The sequence below is a fragment of the Streptomyces sp. ITFR-16 genome (assembly GCF_031844705.1).
Classification (GTDB): Bacteria; Actinomycetota; Actinomycetes; order Streptomycetales; family Streptomycetaceae; genus Streptomyces.
Genome location: NZ_CP134609.1, coordinates 6,848,125 through 6,865,158 on the forward strand (window position 1 = coordinate 6,848,125; position 17,034 = coordinate 6,865,158).

A 17,034-nucleotide genomic window follows, 5' to 3' on the forward strand; every position below is an offset into this window, starting at 1 on the left:
GGGACGTCCCGTCCCCGTGTGCCCACCCGGCACGTGGAACTGCACAGTCCCGGTTGCGTCGACAGCTTGATGTGAGGCTTTCCCCATGTTCGATCCGTTCATAGCGCCGAGCGGCACCCTGCTCGGCCTGCTGCAGAGGGGCCGCGGCGACGGCACGCTCCACGCACTCGCCGCACCGCGCCCCGAGGCCCTGGCGGCTCTCAACCACTGCGTCCTGAGCGATCCCCGCCACGACTGGCAGGTCGAGAACCGCTCCCTCTACTACGCACGCCTGTACCTCGATCTCGACGGCGGCATCGAGGAGATCGAGCGGCATCTGTGCGATCCCGACGACCACCTCGACACCGACGACTCGCGGACCGGCCTCGCCCTGGCGGTGCTCGGCCACCTCGCCTCGTACGGACGGGACGACGCGCTGGCCCTGCTGCGGCGCTACGCCGCGACCGGCTCCAACTGGGCCTGGGCGCTGGACGAGCTGGCGCTGCGCGACGACGACGCCGGGCTGCGCTCCCTCGCCGAGCCCGTGCTCGCCCGCTTCCCCGAGGACGCCGAGGGCCGCGCCGAGCTCGCCGCCACCGTGCGCGACGCCTTCGAGCCCCGCCCCTGGCGCCTCTGGGCCGACGACCCCCGCCCGGCCGTCGGCGCCCGCGTGCGCGCCGCGTCGGAGCAGGGCTCCTTCGACCGCTGGCAGCGCCAGATGCGACCCGGCGGGCCCCGCCCCGGCTGGAGCGTCCAGGCCGTCTTCGACTGGGCCGAGGAAGGGCTCGGCCGCGGCAGCGCCCTCCACGTGCCCGCCGCCCGGTGCCTCTCCGCCGTCGCGGGACCCGAGGACCGGCCCGTGATCGTCGAGGCCGCCCGCAGCGGCCCGGAAGGCGCCCGCTGTGCCGCCCTGCACTATCTCGCCGCCGAGGTCCGTGACCCCGTCGTGCTCGACCTGATCGAGGCCGGGGCCTGCGACGCCTCGCGCACCGTGGCCGACGCGTCCGTCGCCGCCTTCGAGCGGATGTGCGGCGACGCCGCCGTGGACCGGGCGCGCCGCTGGGCCCGGCGGCCCGACGCCCTCGGTGCCTCGGCAGCCGGCGTGCTCGCCGGACGCGGCGGCGCACAGGACGCCCCGCTGGTCCTCGGCGCCCTGCGCGACGCCGTACGCGGCGACGGACCGGACGCGCCCCGTCTGTGGCCCCTGGTCGACGGCACCGGACGGCTCGGCATCGCCTGCGCCGCCCCCGTCCTGCGCCACGTCTACCGCGAGACGTCCTCCTCCCATCTGCGCGGCCGGGCCGCCAGGGCCCTCGCCGCCACCGACCCCTCCTTCGCCACCGGATTCGCCGTCGAGTGCCTGTGGGACTGCGAGGAGACGACCCGCGAGGTCGCCGCACGCCACGCCGAGACCGGCGACATCAGGGTGGCCGAGCGCCTGCGCCGGCTGGCCGCGGATCCGGCCGAGGAGGCCGAGGTGCAGTCCGCCGTACGCAGCAGGATCGGACCGGACGCACCGGCGGTCTGACCGCCACCGCACCACCTCGGGAACGCAGCGCGTCGGGGGCGCGCCGTTTCCACCGCCCGGCCCACCGTCCGCCGGGACCGGCGCCGACGCCCGGATCCGGGCCGCGCCCTGTTCCCCGTTCGCCCGACGGCACGCCACTATGGGGGCATGACCGGGCGCTGGGAGTTCTGGATCGACCGTGGCGGCACGTTCACCGATGTGGTGGGCCGACGCCCCGACGGGCGACTCGTCACCCGCAAGCTCCTCTCGCACGACCCGGACCGCTACCGGGACGCCGCCGTGGCCGGAATCCGCCTGATGCTGGAGCTGGAGCCGGACGAACCCGTCCCCGCCGACCGGGTCGCCGCCGTGAAGATGGGCACCACCGTCGCCACCAACGCCCTGCTGGAGCGGCGCGGCGAGCCGACCGTACTCGTCGTCACCGAGGGCTTCCGGGACGCCCTGCGCATCGCGTACCAGAACCGCCCCCGTCTCTTCGACCGCCGCATCCTGCTCCCGGAGGCCGTGTACGACCGGGTGATCGAGGTCCCCGAGCGCATCGACGCCCACGGCCGGACCGTCACCCCCCTGGACCGTGACGCCGTGGCCGAGCGGCTGCGCGCCGCCCGGGCCGACGGGCTGAGCAGCGCCGCCGTCGTCCTGATGCACGGCTACCGCCACCCCGCCCACGAGCAGGCGGTCGCCGCCGAGGCCGAGGCGGCGGGCTTCACCCAGATCAGCTGCTCCCACGAGGTCAGCCCGCTGATCAAGCTGGTGCCGCGCGGCGACACCACCGTCGTCGACGCCTACCTCTCGCCGATCCTGCGGCGGTACGTCGACTCGGTCGCCGCCGAACTCCCGGGCATCCGGCTGATGTTCATGCAGTCCAACGGAGGCCTGCGGGAGGCCGCGCACTTCCGGGGCAAGGACTCGGTGCTCTCCGGGCCCGCAGGCGGCGTCGTCGGCATGGTCCGCACCTCCGCCCAGGCGGGACACGACCGGGTCATCGGCTTCGACATGGGCGGCACCTCCACCGACGTCTCGCACTACGCGGGCGAGTTCGAACGCGAACTGGGCACCGAGGTGGCGGGCGCCCGCATGCGCGTCCCGATGATGAACATCCACACCGTCGCGGCAGGCGGCGGCTCCGTCCTGCACTTCGACGGCCGGCGCTACCGGGTGGGCCCCGACTCGGCCGGAGCCGTACCGGGCCCGGCCTGCTACCGCAGGGGCGGACCGCTGACCGTCACCGACGCCCAGGTGATGCTGGGCCGGATCAGGCCCGCGCACTTCCCCGCCGTCTTCGGGCCGGACGGCGACCGGCCACTGGACGCGGACATCGTGCGCGAACGCTTCGAGGAACTCGCCGACGAGGTCGCCCGGGCCACCGGCACCCGGCGCACCGCCGCCGAGACCGCGGCCGGATTCCTGGAGATCGCCGTCCTGTCCATGGCCAACGCGGTCAAGAAGATCTCCGTGCAGCGCGGCCACGACATCACCCGCTACGCCCTCACCGGCTTCGGCGGCGCGGGCGGCCAGCACGTCTGCGCCGTCGCCGACGCCCTCGGCATCGACACGGTCCTCGTGCCCCCGCTGGCCGGGGTGCTCTCCGCGTACGGCATCGGGCTCGCCGATGCCACCGCGATGCGCGAGCAGTCCGTGGAGGCCGTGCTCGACACCGCGACCCGCAGCCGGGTGGGGGAGCTCTGCGACGGCCTCGCCGGCCGTACCTCGGACGACCTGCGCGCCGACGGCGTCCCCGACAGCGCGATCAGCACCCGCGCCCGGGTCCTCCTGCGGTACGAGGGCACCGATGCGAGTCTTCCCGTCGCCCTGGACACCGAGGCCGCCATGACCAAGGCCTTCACGGACGAGCACCGCACCCGCTACGGCTTCACCATGGACCGGCCGCTGGTCGTGGAGACCGTCTCCGTCGAGGCCACCGGGACGGCGGGGGAGCACGCCACCCTGCGGCCCGCCGAGAGCGACGGGGAGGGGGCGACCACGCCGCGCCCCCACGACACGGCCAGGATGTTCGCGGACGGCCGGTGGCAGGACGCCCCGCTGCACCGCCGGGCCGATCTCCGGACCACGGACACCGTGACCGGGCCGGCCGTCGTCGCGGAGGCCGACGCCACCACCGTCGTCGACCCGGGCTGGCAGGCCGTCCTCGGCGCCACCGGCCACCTCGTCCTGACCCGCGCCCGCCCGCGCCCCGCCGTGCAGGCCGTGGGGACCAGCGTCGACCCGGTGATGCTGGAGGTCTTCAACAACCTCTTCATGTCCATCGCCGAGCAGATGGGCGTGCGCCTGGAGAACACGGCCCGCTCCGTCAACATCAAGGAACGGCTCGACTTCTCCTGCGCGCTGTTCGACGCGCACGGCAGCCTGATCGCCAACGCGCCCCACATCCCCGTGCACCTCGGCTCCATGGGCGAGTCCATCAAGGAGGTGCTGCACCGCAACGAGCACACCATGCGCCCCGGCGACGTGTACGCCATCAACGACCCGTACCACGGGGGCACGCATCTGCCCGATGTCACGGTCGTGACGCCGGTGTTCGACGAGAGCGGGGACGCTTCCGTCCTGAAGTTCCTGGTCGCCTCGCGCGGTCACCACGCCGAGATCGGCGGCATCACCCCCGGCTCCATGCCGGCCTTCAGCCGCACCGTCGACGAGGAGGGGGTCCTCTTCGACAACTGGCTGCTGGTCCGGGACGGCGCCTTCCGCGAGGCCGAGACCCGCGCCCTGCTCACCACCGCCGCGTACCCCTCGCGCGACCCCGACACCAACCTCGCCGACCTGCGCGCCCAGATCGCCGCCAACGAGAAGGGCATCGCCGAACTGCGCGCCATGGTCGAGCAGTTCGGCGCCGACGCCGTCGACGCCTACATGGGCCATGTGCAGGACAACGCCGAGGAGTCGGTGCGCCGCATCATCGCCGGACTGCACGACGGGTCCTGCCGCTACGAGACCGACAACGGTGCCGTGATCGAGGTGACGCTCACCGTCGACCGGGAGGCCCGCAGCGCGGTGGTCGACTTCACCGGCACCTCGCCCCAGCAGCCCGGGAACTTCAACGCGCCCAAGTCGGTCGTGACGGCCGCCGTGCTGTACGTCTTCAGGACCCTGGTGGCCGACGACATCCCGCTCAACAGCGGCTGCCTCACCCCGCTGGAGATCAGGGTCCCGGAGGGCTCGATGCTGGCGCCCGCCCATCCCGCCGCCACCGTCGCAGGCAACGTCGAGACCTCGCAGGCCGTCACCGGGGCCCTGTACGCCGCCCTCGGCATCCAGGCGGAGGGCTCCGGCACGATGAACAACCTCACCTTCGGCAACGACCGGGTGCAGTACTACGAGACCGTGGCGAGCGGATCCGGCGCGGGCGACGGCTTCGACGGGACCGACGCCGTGCAGACTCATATGACCAACTCACGGCTCACCGACCCCGAGATCCTCGAATGGCGCTATCCGGTCCTCCTGGAGAGCTTCGGGGTACGGGAGGGCAGCGGGGGCGCGGGCCGTTGGCACGGCGGGAACGGGGTGGAGCGCCGCATCAGGTTCCTCGAACCGGTCACCGTGGCCCTGCTCACCGGACACCGCCGCGTCCCCCCGTACGGCATGGCGGGCGGCGGCACCGGCGCCCTGGGCAGCCAGCACATCGAACGGGCCGACGGAGGCCGCACCCCCCTCGAGGGCTGCGACAGCGCCGACCTCGCCGCCGGTGACGTCCTCGTCCTGCGCACCCCCGGCGGCGGGGGATACGGGGCCCCGTCACCGGAGCCGGCGAGCGGCTGAGACCATGGCCGCCGGGGCCCGCACGGCCCGCGCCACGGCGCATGACCGACTCCGGGGCAACCGGCCGCATCTGCGCCGTTTCGACCGTTGTCAGTGTGAGGACCTAATCTGTGCAGCGTGACTTCGCCTGCCTACACGGACAACGCTGCGCCCCAGCTCAGCGCGGGGCCGCGGCCCGCCCCGGGCCCGGCCGCCGACGAGGGGCTGTCGCGGCGGCTGCGCGCGCTCGCCTGCACGGCGCCGTTGCACGACCTCGACGTGCGCAAGGCGAACCTCGCCGGTGAGTACACCGTCTACGCGATGGCCGAGGTCGCCCTCGCGGCGATCGACCTCGTCACGCTCAACATGGACTTCGACACCGGCGCCGACCACGACCAGATAGTGACCAGACTCCTCCCGCGCGTCGCCGCGCAGGCCCCCCGCCGCCCGGTCGCCGAGCACGAACGGGTCGCCCGCTGGGTGCTGGAGAACCTGATCAACGTCGGAAGCGTGGACCGAGGCTTCCGCGCGGTCTACGGCACCTTCGGCCCCGACGGCGTCTACGTCCGCCGCGACTACGACTTCAAACTCATCGAGGAAGTCCCCGGCTACGGCGGCAGTGTCTATCTGCGCGCCACCGACGAAGCGGTCAACGTCCTGGTCGGCGCCCTGGACACGGACGTCACCAGCGCCCAGATCGCCGCCGAGGTGAAGCTGGAGGTCCTGATCAGCCGGGGCCGCCTCGCCGACGCGCAACTCGCCGCCGAGCAGGCCCGTTACCGGACCGTGCAGTACGCGGAGACCCTCCGCAAGACCCTCGACGCCACCCGGCGCAACGTCCGCGCGGTCGACTGGCTCAACGCCGTCCCCGACATGATCGCCGAGGCCCTCGACCACGTGGCCGACCGCTACCGCCACGAGAACGCGATCCTCACCAACATCCGCAAGGCCCGGGACGAGGCCGAGGACCCCGAGCACAAGCGCCGCGCTGCCGAGCTGGTCGACATCGTCAAGGACTGCATCCGCCGCCACACCCAGCTGCAGTCCCGGCTGCTGGAGGCCGGACCGCTCTTCCGCGCCGAGCAGGACCGGCAGTCCTTCGCCGCACCCGCCGCCCGCACCGGCCTCGACCTGTACGGGCAGCTGCTGGCCCCCCTGCTGCCGCTCCCCGTCGAACAGGGCATCCGGGCCACCGACGCGTTCTTCGCCCAGGGCACGGGCCTGCGCACGCCCACCTCCGTACGGGTCGGCGACCTGGTCGACATGCTGCTCACCCCGCCCCTGGAGCGCGAGCACCTGGGCGCCGAGATGCCCGAGCCCGATCTCATCGCCACGCCGGACGACAGCCGCTTCAGCGAGGAGCAGCTGGCCGCCGCCATGGAACTGCTCGACCTGGAGCACGACGCGCCGCGCCGCCTGTCCGGACTCCTCGCCGAGGCCCGCAGACGCGACCCCGAGCTGCCCTATCTGGTCGCGCTGCTGGCCGTGCACGCCGCGAGCCCCCCGGTCGGCACCGCCTACCGCCAGGGTGAGCGCCGCCTGCTCTTCTCCGTGGACGACGGCACCCCGCTCGACGACCACGAGTTCGGCGGCGCCGACCTCATCGTGGGCACGGCCCTGCTGGACGCGGTCGGCATGGCGGCGGACCGCTTGGAGACGCCATGAGAACGGCCCCGCCCACGCCGGCGCGATCCGCCGCCCGGCCCCGCCCGTCCGGGCCGGCCGCAGGGGCCCGGCCCGCCCGCCCCGTACCGCAGACCTTCCGCAGCAAGGAGCGACCGTCGTGAGCGACCACCGCGCAGAGCACACCGACGCGTGGAGCGAGCAGGCCGCCGCCCACCCGGCCGACCGCACCACGCCCGCACCGGCCGCCGCCGTCACCCCGGCCGACGCCGCCGACGCCTCCCGGCTCGTCGCCTTCGGACTCCAGCCCAAGCTGCTGCCCGCCCGCGACGCCGAGTACGCCGAACTCCTGCGCCGCTACCGCGAGGAGACGCCCTTCGCCCGGCTCGCCGACGCCGTGGCCACCGGCCTCGGCCTCGTCGTGCTGGAGGTGTCCACCCGCGCAGGCATGGCCGTCACGGCGGGCGAGGACTCGGTCTTCGCCGTCCGCATGGGCGACTATGCCCGCCGCGCCTCGTCGGACTCCGCCGACCGCTTCCTGCACGGGCTCGCCCACCTGGCCGTCGCCGCACTGGCCTTCCCCCGCCCCGAGGACCTCGCCGACGACGCGTACATCGGCCGGATCACGGTCAACGGCGTCGACGCGTTCGTCCGCCAGGCGTGCCACCGCCTGGAGGAGCGCGCCGAGGAACACGGCGACAACACCGACCCCGCCACCGACGCACCCGGCCTGGAGGCGGGCTGGCGGGTCTACGCCCGGCGCAGCGCCACCGGGGCCACCAAGGACGCCCGGCGGCTGGCCGGATCCACCACCGGCATCGTCGGCAAGGCCGTCGCCTTCCTCACCGACTCGGGCTTCCTCCAGCGCACCGGCGACGACTCCGGAGGCGCCTACCGGACCACCGCCCGCTACCAGCTCCAGGTCCGCGACATGGCGGGCAGCGCCGCCATGGCCGAACTCCTCGAACTGGGCGTGGTGGCCGTCACCGACGGCTCGGCGACCCTGCTGCCGCCCCCCGACCCCGACGACCAGGGGCTGGCGGCCGACGCCGGCCTGCCGTTCCACGGCTGACCACCGCCGGCGCGTGCCGCCCCGCCACCACCGACGCCTTCCCTCCCCCCGCCGCCTGAACGACGAGAGTCCGCCGCCATGTACGAGCTGTCCCGGGTCCGCCTCTACTCCATCGGGCCTGCCGGTGCGCGCTACGCCGACACCGTGCTCGACCTGCGCGGGGTCGGCGAGCCCGTGCCCCACCCCGCACCGGCGCAGGCGGAGTTCTTCGAGGAGGAGCCGGTCGGCCCGCCCCGCCGGCCCGCCCCCGCAGGCGTGCTCTTCCTGGAGAACGGGGGTGGCAAGTCCGTCCTGCTGAAGCTGATCTTCTCGGTGATGCTGCCGGGCCACCGCAACACCCTGGGCGGCGCCAGCTCCGGCGTCCTGCGCAAGTTCCTGCTCGCCGAGGACTGCGGCCATGTCGCGCTGGAGTGGCAGCACACCCTCACCGGCGAGTGCGTGGTCGTCGGCAAGGTCAGCGAGTGGCGCGGCCGCCAGGTCTCCAACGACCCCCGCAAATTCGCCGAGGCGTGGTACTCGTTCCGCCCCGGGCCGGGGCTCAGCCTGGACTCGCTGCCCGTCGCCGAGGCCACCTCCGTCGGCCGCACCACCGAAGGCGTCTCGGGGGCCCGCGGCAGGCGCCGCACCATGAAGGGCTTCCGCGACGCGCTCACCGAGGCGGGGAAGTTCTACCAGCACCTCGACGTGCACTGGGAAGAGATCCACGACCGGTGGAACGAGCACCTCGGCGACCTGGGACTCGACCCCGAACTCTTCCGCTACCAGCGGGAGATGAACGCGGACGAGGGCGAGGCGGCCGGCCTCTTCGCGGTGAAGAAGGACTCCGACTTCACCGACCTCCTGCTGCGTGCCGTCACCGACACCCGTGACACCGACGGCCTCGCCGACCTCGTCAGCGGCTTCGGCAACAAACTGGGCCGCCGCGCCGAGCTCACCGCCGAGCGCGACTTCACCGCGGGCTCCGTCGACCTCCTCGGCCGCATCATCGAGGCCGCCACCACCCGGTCCCGTACCCGTGACATCCACGCCGGAGCCGAACGGCGCACCCGCACGCTGGCCCGCAGGCTCTCCGCCCGCGCCGGTGAGGAGCGCGGCCGGACCGCCGAGCTGGCCCAGCAGGTCACCGGCGCCGCCCACACGGTCACCGGCGCCGAGGCGGCCCGCAGCCGCAGCGCCCTGATCGCCGCCGAACTCGCCTACCGGCACGCCTCCCTGGCCCTGACCGCAGCCGAGAAGAGCGCGGCCGCCCAGCGCCGGGAGCTGGGCGACGCCCGCACCCTGCACGCCGCCTGGCAGGCCGCCGAGGCGGTGCTCCGCCACCGCGCCGCCGCCGACCGGTCCGCGCGCGTCGCCGTCGCGATCCGCGAGGCCGAGCGCGACGCCGCCCCGGCCCTCGCCGCCCGCGCGACCGCCGCCGCCGACCTCGTACGGGCCCTGCACACCGCCGCCGAAGCCGGCGAGAGCGTGGCCAACGAGGAGGAGGAGCGCTCCGACGCCCTCCAGAGCGCGGGCGAGGCCGCCCACCGGGACGCCACCACCGCGGCGACCGAGGCCCAGCGCGCCCGCAGCGAGGCCGGCCATCTGCGCCAGCGGCTGGCCGAGGTGGAGCAGGAGACCGCCGAAGCCGTCCGGGCCGGCTGGCTGGACGACACCGCGCCCAACGCGGACCCCGCCCGTGCCGCCCTCGCCGCCAACGACGCCGAACAGTCCGCGGTGGCCGCCTGGGACACCGCCCGCGAGGCCGCCACAGCCGCCGCCGACCGCGCCCGGCAGGCCGCCGCCACCGAGAGCCGGGCCGAGCTGGCGGCGGCCCGTGCCGCCGACGGCGCCCGTGCCGCCGAACAGGCCTACGAGGCCGAGCTCAGGGCCGCCGAGTCGATCGCCGCCGAGCACCGCCTCGCCGACCTGCTCGGCCTGCCCGCCGACCGGACCGGCGCAGTCCCCCGCCCCCGGCAGGGCGCGGTCGCCCCCGGAGCGGAGCCGGGCACCGACGACCAGCGCGGACACGAGGAGGGGCCGGACGCGGGCCCGGCCGCCGCCGACGGGGCCGAACCCGCCGCGCACGGCGCCAGGACCGCTACCGCCACCTCGTCCCGGACCGCCGAACAGCCCCTCACCGCAGACGAGTTCGACCGGAACGCCGACGAGCTGCGCGAGCTGCTCGATCAGGGTGTCGTGGCCGCCGAGCGGCGCCTGTTCGAGCTGCGCACCGCTGCGGCCGACGACTCCCGCATCCTGGGCGCGCTCGGCGACGGCGGGCTGCTGCCGCCGGGGCCCGACGTCCTGGCCACCGTCGAATACCTCGGCGAGCACGGCATCCCCGCCCTGCCCGGCTGGCGCTACCTCGCCCAGGCCGTCGACCCCGCCGACCACGCGGCCGTCCTCACGGCCCGCCCCGAGCTGGTCGACGGCGTGGTCATCACCGACCCGGACGCCCACGCCCGGGCCCGCGAGGTGCTCGGTGCCGCCGCCCTGCTGCCCCGCTCCGCCGTGGCCGTCGGCACCGCCGCAGCCCTGCTCGCCCCCGTCCCGGACCCGGGCACCTCGGCGGGCGCCGACGGGGTGTTCCTCGTCCCGCCGAACCCGGCGATGCACGACGAGCACGCCGCCGACGAGGAGCGGCACGCCCTGCGCAGCCGGGCCGCCGCCCGCGACGAGGACATCCGCACCCTGGCCGCCCGGCTGACCGCGGACCGTTCGCTCGCCGCCCGGATCGGCTCCTGGCGCGCGGACTGCCCGCCCGGCATGCTCGCCGAACTCGCCGAGGCCGCCCGCACCGCCCGTACGGCCGCCGAGACGGCCGAGGCCGCTCTCGCCGAGGCCCGCACGGTCCGGGCCGAGGCCGACGAGGCTGCCGCCGACACCGCCCGCGTCCGCGACGAACGCCAGGAGGCCGCCCAGCGTGCCCGCCGGGCCGCCGACGCGCTCGCCGGTCTCGCCTTCCGGCTCCGCGAACGGGCGGGCTGGCAGGCGAAGCTGCGCGAACTGACGGACGAGGCCGCGGAGTCCGAGGCCCGCGCCACCGTCTGTCTGGAGCGGGCCCGGGCCGCCGACGAGGACCGCCGGGCCGCCCAGCGCGCCGCCGACGACGCCCGCCGCACCGCCCGCGCCCTGCGCGCCGAGCGCGCCGAGATCGCCGGCGCCCCCGAGACCGTCCCGGACCTCGGCGAGGACGCCCCGCGCCACGCCCTGCCCGCCCTGCGCGAGGCCTACCGGGCGGCGTCCCAGCTCTACGAGAAGGTCGGGGTCGGCGCCGACCTGCGCGCTGAACAGGCCCGCGCGGAGAGCGACGAGAGCGCGGCCCTGGCCGAGCTGGACCGGCTCACCAACAAGGTCCGCACCCGCGCCGCCCAGCTCCTGGAGGGCACCGACGGCGCCGACGGGCCCTCCCGGCAGGCGGCGGCGGCCCGCGCGGAGTCCCTGGTGCAGCTCCTGGAGACCCGTGCGTCGGCCGCCAGCGAGCAGCTGGGCCGGCTGCGCGGCGAGGCCGAGCGGCTGGCGCCCGGCGACGGCGAGAGCCTGCACACCGAGCTTCCCGAGGAGCAGGTGCCCGCCGACGCCGAACAGGCCCAGGCGCTCCTGCGGACCGCGACGGCCGAGCTGGCCTCCGCGACCGCCGCGCTGGACACCGCCCGCGCCGCGCACGCCGAACTGCTCCACGCCCACCGCACCGCGGAGGACTCGGCGGGCGGCTTCGACGAGACCGCGGCCCTGCTGAGCGACCTGCTGAGGGACCACGGCGCCGAGGACGAGCCCGAGACCCCCGAGCCCTACCCGGGCACGCTGGAGGAGGCCCGGCAGTCGGCCGCCGAGGCCCGCCGCTCCCTGCGCGGCTGCGCCGCCGACCTGTCCGCCGCGGAGGCGGCGGTCCGCGAGGCGAGCGACATCCTCGTACGCCACGCCAACTCCACCCGCTACGAACAGGTCCGCACCCCCGCCCGCCAGCAGATCCGCGAGCTGCCCGCGGCGGCGCTCCCCGAGCACGCGGAGAAGTGGGCCGCCGCCTTCGCGCCCCGGCTGCGGGTCCTCACCGACGAGCTGGCCCAGCTGGAGCGCAACCGCGACTCCATCGTCGACCGGCTGCGCGGCCTCGTGGAGTCCGCGCTCACCACGCTGCGCTCCGCCCAGCGGCTGTCCCGGCTCCCCGAAGGGCTGGGGGAGTGGTCCGGGCAGGAATTCCTGCGGATCCGCTTCGAGGAACCCGACCAGGCCACGCTGACCGAGCGGCTCGGCGAGGTCATCGACGAGGCGACCCGGGCGGCCCTGAAGAAGAACGCGGACCTGCGCCGGGACGGGATGTCCCTGCTGCTGCGCGGCGTGCAGGCGGCGCTGGAGCCCCGGGGCATCGCCGTGGAGATCCTCAAGCCGGACGCGGTCCTGCGCGCCGAGCGCGTCCCCGTCGGACAGATGGGCGACGTCTTCTCCGGCGGGCAGCTGCTCACCGCGGCCATCGCCCTCTACTGCACGATGGCCGCCCTGCGCAGCAACGACCGGGGCCGCGACCGGCACCAGCACCGCCATGCGGGCACGCTCTTCCTCGACAACCCCATCGGCCGCGCCAACGCCACCTATCTGCTGGAGCTCCAGCGGGCGGTGTCCGACGCCCTGGGCGTCCAGCTGCTGTACACCACCGGGCTGTTCGACACGACGGCGCTCGCGGAATTCCCGCTGGTGATCAGGTTGCGCAACGACGCGGACCTGCGGGCCGGGCTGAAGTACATCAGCGTCGAGGAGCACCTGCGCCCCGGGCTGCCGCAGCAGGACCCCGGCGCCGAGACGGTGCACGGAGAGATCACCGCCACACGCATGTTCAAGCGGAGCGCTCCGGCGCCGAGGCCGCCCGAGGCGGACGACACGGCCGAAGCCGCCGGCCGGGGCGCCCCGGCGTCCCCGTAGCGGCGGAAGGCGTCAGCCCCCGGGACGGGAGGCGTCAGGCCCGGGAGAGGCGGCGGTCGGCGCCCCGGCCGCGTATCCGCGTGGCCTCCCGCTGCGCGGTCCGGGCCGCGCGCCTCGCCCTGCGCCGCTCGCGGCGCAGCTGCCGGGCGGAACTGCTGGGCACCGACACCACGCCGTTGCGCTGGTTCCACACCTGGCGGGTGACCCACACGTCCAGCACCGACCAGGTCGCGACCACCGTGCTGGCCACGCTGCTCAGCACCATCGGGAACGACAGCCAGGACCCCGACAGCGCGGCCAGGAACGCCACCATGGCCTGGATGATCGTCAGCGACATGATCAGGACCGCGCGCACGGCGGCCGTACGCACCGGATCCGGCATCCGCCGCCGCAGCGCGGGCTCCTCGACCCAGAGCGGCTGCCGGTGAACGGCCGCCCGGCCCTGCGGCCCGGCCGCCGAGGCCCTCGGGTCCCTCGCCGCCCCGGCCGGTGCCGAATCCACCGCGCCCTGGCGCTCTTCCGTGTCCAACGACTTTCAACTCCCCACCACTGTCCGACTTCAGGGTTGCTGCCCGGCATACACCCTTTCTACGCGGGCCGCCCGTCCCGTCCTGCCGGGTCTGTCCCCGCAGTCCCCCTACCCCCGTACAGACAGACGAGTACCGGACTGTGAAGATTCCCCCCCACCTGTCACGTAACGAACACTTCCAGCCAACCGCAGTGACGCGGAACTCGCCGCTCCGGAGGACCTCTTCTGTCGCTTTCGTGAATTTCATCTCCCGGAATACCGGGACAACTCATGGTCAACTCCCGGTAAGGCGGCCGAAAATCGTCCGGACATGCCTTCGAGTTGTCTCTGTGTCAGTAGTAGGCTCACGCCGTTTGTTGACGAAACACCATTCCCGCCCCGCGGGGCCGAGCTGGGGGAGGCCATGCGCTTTCGCGGAAAGTCCATCCGCAGGAAGATCGTGGCGTTGCTTCTGGTGCCGCTCGTCTCCCTCACCGCCCTATGGGGCTTCGCCACTTATCTCACCGGGCGCGAGGCAGGTGAACTGCTGAGCGCCGGCACCGTCGTGGAAAAGGTCGGCCACCCCCTGGAGGACGCCGTCCGGGTCATCCAGAGCGAGCGCCGCCAGACCCTCGTCTTCCTCGCGGACCCCCGCGCCTCCGACGCCCTGCCCGTCCTGCGCCGCCAGCGCGCCGCCACCGACCGGGTCGTGGCCCAGGTCAGCAGGAGCGCGAAGCAGAAGGACATCCGCGACGCACTGGGCCCGGCCGCCGAGACCCGGCTCACCTCGATCCTGGGCGCCGCCGAGGGGCTCGGGACCCTGCGCGACTCCGTCGACAAACGGACCATCGGCCGGCTGAAGGCGATGGACTACTACAACCGTCTGATCGACCCCTGCTACAGCTTCCTGACCGGTCTCCACACCATGGAGAACGTGTCGATGGACAAGCAGATCCGCGCCCTCACCGGTATCTCCCGGGCCCGCGAAATGCTCTCCCGGGAAGACGCGCTGGTCGCATCCGGACTGCTCGCGGGCCGCCTCACCGCCCCCGAACTCCGGCAGATATCCGATCTGATCGCCCAGCGCACTCTGCTGTACGAGATCAATCTCGAAGTCCTCCCCGCGTCCGAGCGGCGCCGCGTCCAGCAGTACTGGCAGGGCCCCGACAGCGAGCCGCTGCGCTCCGCCGAGGAGAAGCTCATCGCCCAGGGCCCCACCCACGCGTCCCGCGCGGTCGACGCCCAGCGCTGGCAGGAGGTCGCCCCGCCCGCCCTGGACCGGCTGGCCAACGACTCGACCGAGATGAACAACCGCTTCCAGGACCGCGGCAGGCCCGCCGGCTACGGAATCCTGATCAAGGCGGGCCTCGCCGGCGTCCTCGGCTTCCTCGCCCTCCTCGTCTCCGTCTTCGTCTCCGTACGCATCGGCCGCGAACTCGTCCGCGACCTCTCCCGGCTCCGCAAGGACGCCCACGAGGTCTCCGGGGTACGGCTGCCGAGCGTCATGCGCCGGCTCGCGGCCGGGGAACACGTCGACGTGGAGACCGAGTCGCCGCACCTCCAGTACGAACGCGACGAGATCGGCCAGGTCGGCCAGGCCCTCAACACGCTCCAGCGCGCCGCCGTCGAGGCCGCCGTCAAACAGGCCGACATGCGGCGCGGCGTCTCCGAGGTGTTCGTCAACCTCGCCCGCCGCAACCAGGTGCTCCTGCACCGCCAGCTGACGCTCCTGGACGCGATGGAGCGGCGCACCGAGAACACCGACGAACTCGCGGACCTGTTCCGCCTCGACCACCTCACCACCCGCATGCGGCGCCACGCCGAGGGCCTGGTGATCCTTTCCGGCGCCGCCCCGTCCCGGCAGTGGCGCAAGCCCATCCAGCTGATGGACGTCGTGCGGGCCGCCGTCGCCGAGGTCGAGGACTACGAGCGCATCGAGGTCCGCCGGCTGCCCAGGATCGGGGTGGGCGGCCCCGCCGTCGCCGACCTCACCCATCTGATCGCCGAACTCCTGGAGAACGCCACGGTGTTCTCGCCCCCGCACACGGCGGTCCAGGTGCACGGCGAGCGGGTCGCCAACGGCTTCACGCTCGAGATCCACGACCGGGGCCTCGGGATGGCCCCCGACGTCCTCCTCGACGCCAACCTGCGGCTCGCCGAGACACCCGAGTTCGAGCTGTCCGACACCGACCGGCTCGGCCTCTTCGTGGTCAGCCGGCTGGCCCAGCGGCAGAGCGTCAGGGTGTCCCTCCAGACCTCCCCGTACGGCGGCACCACCGCGGTCGTGTTCATCCCCGCACCGCTGCTCACCGACGCTCCCGAGTCGCACGGCACCGGATTCCGGCTCGACCGCAGGTCCGAGAAGGCGATCACCGGCGGCAGGCCCGGCACCGACTCCGGGGGCGGCGACGGCGACGACAGCGTCCCGGGCCGGCCGAGCGGCCTCTCGCCGGTGCCCACCGGCCTGGTGGACCCGGTCCTCCTGGACGGCCCGGTGGAGCTCGAAGGACCGGTCGGCCCGCTGGACTTCGACCGCGATCCGGTCCTCGAAGCGGTGACGGGCCCGGAGCTGAGCGCCGTGCTCGACGGGGTGTCCGACCTGGAGGACACCGAGAGCGAGCGCGGCGGCATCTTCCGCGCCCGCGAACTGCGCCGCGACGGCGACCGCGAACAGCACCAGCAGGCCGCCGACCCGCTCGCCGACTCCGGCGGCGTCCGGGCCCTGCGCCCCGACGGCAACCGCCCGCTGCCCCGCCGCAAGCCGCCGACCCTGGTCACCGACCGCGGCCGCCGCGTCGACGAGGCCGGCCGGGCCCACCCCACGGCCGCCGATCCGCTCCCCGGCACCGGCCGGACGCAGGACCGGCGCCGCCCCACCGAACCCCGGCAGCCCACCGGCTTCCGGAAACCCACCGGGTCCCCGTCGGCCGCACCCGCGGTGCCTGCGGCCCGTACCCCGTCCCCCGTCCCGGAAACGGTGGGCGGACTGCCCCGCCGGGTCCGGCAGGCCAGCCTCGCCCCGCAACTGCGCGAGACGACGGCCGGCAGGCCGGCCGAGCCGGAAGCGGTGGAGAGCGCCGAGGACATCGAGCGCGACGCGGACGAGGTACGCAGCCGCATGGCCTCGCTCCAGCGCGGCTGGCAGCGCGGCCGTCTGCAGAACGCCGAGGACACGACCGGCCCCGGTGACACAGCACAAGGAACCACTCCGGGAGGGGACGGTCCATGACCGCACCGAACGCCGCAGCACTCAACTCCGCACCCCAGGGGTCCGGCGAACTCAACTGGCTCCTCGACGAACTCGTCGCCCGCGTCGCCAGCATCCGAAAGGCCCTGGTGCTCTCCAGCGACGGTCTGCCCACCGGCGCGTCCAAGGACCTCACGCGGGAGGACTCCGAACACCTGGCGGCCGTCGCGTCCGGGTTCCACAGCCTGGCCAAGGGCGTGGGCCGCCACTTCGACGCGGGCCGCGTCCGCCAGACCGTCGTCGAGCTGGACGAGGCGTTCCTCTTCGTCACGGCGGCCGGCGACGGCAGCTGTCTCGCCGTACTCGCCGACTCCGACTCGGACGTCGGGCAGGTGGCGTACGAGATGACGCTGATGGTCAAGAGGGTCGGCGCTCACCTGGCCAACGCTCCCCGGACGACCGGTCTGCCCTCCGGGGGGTGAGGG

General features: G+C 74.6%; 8 protein-coding genes. 7 read left to right on the top strand and 1 reads right to left on the bottom strand.

Annotation, left to right across the window (positions count from 1 at the left end):
- The first annotated feature begins 85 nt into the window (after positions 1-85).
- From RLT58_RS30475 to RLT58_RS30495, 5 genes are all read left to right on the top strand, one after another.
- Entirely contained in the window at positions 86-1,507 is a 1,422-nt protein-coding gene (locus RLT58_RS30475) for a HEAT repeat domain-containing protein (RefSeq protein ID WP_311313569.1), read from the top strand.
- A 147-nt stretch (positions 1,508-1,654) separates the two neighbouring features.
- Positions 1,655-5,284: a hydantoinase B/oxoprolinase family protein gene (locus RLT58_RS30480; protein ID WP_311313570.1), complete on the top strand. Its 3,630-nt coding sequence runs from the start codon at positions 1,655-1,657 to the stop codon at positions 5,282-5,284.
- A 117-nt stretch (positions 5,285-5,401) separates the two neighbouring features.
- Entirely contained in the window at positions 5,402-6,928 is a 1,527-nt protein-coding gene (locus RLT58_RS30485; RefSeq protein ID WP_311313571.1) for a hypothetical protein, read from the top strand.
- Positions 6,929-7,046: 118 nt separating this feature from the next.
- Complete coding sequence (locus tag RLT58_RS30490) at positions 7,047-7,958, top strand: hypothetical protein (protein ID WP_311313572.1); 912 nt, start codon at positions 7,047-7,049, stop codon at positions 7,956-7,958.
- A 78-nt stretch (positions 7,959-8,036) separates the two neighbouring features.
- A complete protein-coding gene (locus tag RLT58_RS30495; RefSeq protein WP_311313573.1) occupies positions 8,037-12,854 on the top strand; it encodes a hypothetical protein in 4,818 nt (1,605 codons plus the stop codon).
- Positions 12,855-12,888: 34 nt separating this feature from the next.
- Here RLT58_RS30495 and RLT58_RS30500 read toward each other — a convergent pair whose 3' ends face one another.
- A complete protein-coding gene (locus RLT58_RS30500; protein WP_399131698.1) occupies positions 12,889-13,383 on the bottom strand; it encodes a hypothetical protein in 495 nt (164 codons plus the stop codon).
- 403 nt (positions 13,384-13,786) lie between these two features.
- Here RLT58_RS30500 and RLT58_RS30505 point away from each other — a divergent pair, with 403 nt between their 5' ends.
- A complete protein-coding gene (locus tag RLT58_RS30505; protein ID WP_311313574.1) occupies positions 13,787-16,591 on the top strand; it encodes a sensor histidine kinase in 2,805 nt (934 codons plus the stop codon).
- The gene (locus tag RLT58_RS30510; RefSeq protein WP_311313575.1) at positions 16,588-17,031 is read left to right on the top strand and encodes a roadblock/LC7 domain-containing protein; all 444 of its coding nucleotides are present in this window, start codon (positions 16,588-16,590) and stop codon (positions 17,029-17,031) included. The genes RLT58_RS30505 and RLT58_RS30510 overlap by 4 nt, the downstream gene beginning before the upstream one ends.
- The last annotated feature ends 3 nt before the right edge of the window (positions 17,032-17,034 follow it).

Coding starts and splice junctions, on each gene's coding strand:
- RLT58_RS30475 (WP_311313569.1), top strand. CDS start 86: ATGTTCGATCCGTTCATAGCGCCGAGCGGCACCCTGCTCGGCCTGCTG.
- RLT58_RS30480 (WP_311313570.1), top strand. CDS start 1,655: ATGACCGGGCGCTGGGAGTTCTGGATCGACCGTGGCGGCACGTTCACC.
- RLT58_RS30495 (WP_311313573.1), top strand. CDS start 8,037: ATGTACGAGCTGTCCCGGGTCCGCCTCTACTCCATCGGGCCTGCCGGT.
- RLT58_RS30505 (WP_311313574.1), top strand. CDS start 13,787: ATGCGCTTTCGCGGAAAGTCCATCCGCAGGAAGATCGTGGCGTTGCTT.
- RLT58_RS30510 (WP_311313575.1), top strand. CDS start 16,588: ATGACCGCACCGAACGCCGCAGCACTCAACTCCGCACCCCAGGGGTCC.